Source organism: Variovorax sp. 01N429, from assembly GCF_056399425.1.
Window position 1 is genome coordinate 1 of sequence record NZ_JBFTRG010000158.1, and the last position, 409, is coordinate 409.

The 409-nt window shown below is 74.6% G+C and carries 1 protein-coding gene; it reads left to right on the plus strand.

Annotated features, from left to right (window positions below):
* Positions 1–409, plus strand: a 409-nt coding sequence (locus AC1DSF_RS31040; RefSeq protein WP_478184151.1) for a hypothetical protein, incomplete at both ends; no start/stop codon positions are given.

A 409-nucleotide genomic window follows, 5' to 3' on the forward strand; every position in this document is an offset into this window, starting at 1 on the left:
GTGCTGGAGGCCCTGCGCTCGCGCGGCCTCGCCGCATTCGGCTACGGGACGCCGCTGTTCGGCTGGCACACCGACGAACACGCCCGGGCCACGGGCGCGTTCGTGCACACACCGCCCTTTCCGCTGCTGATCGCCGAACTCCCGGAATCCGCAGCCGAATCGCTCGCGGACACCCTGGTCGCGGCCGGCCACCCGGTCAAGTCGGTGAACGCCCGCGACCGGGACGCCGACGTGTTCGCGGACGCGTGGACGACGCGGACCGGCTCCCTCGTCCGCGAAGTGGAACGGCAGCGGCTGTACCGCCTGGGGACGCTCACCCCGCCCGACCCGGCGCCCGTCGGCCGGGCCCGGTTCGCCGCCGCCCGCGACACCGACACCCTGGTCGCATTCCTGCACGCCTTCCGCGACG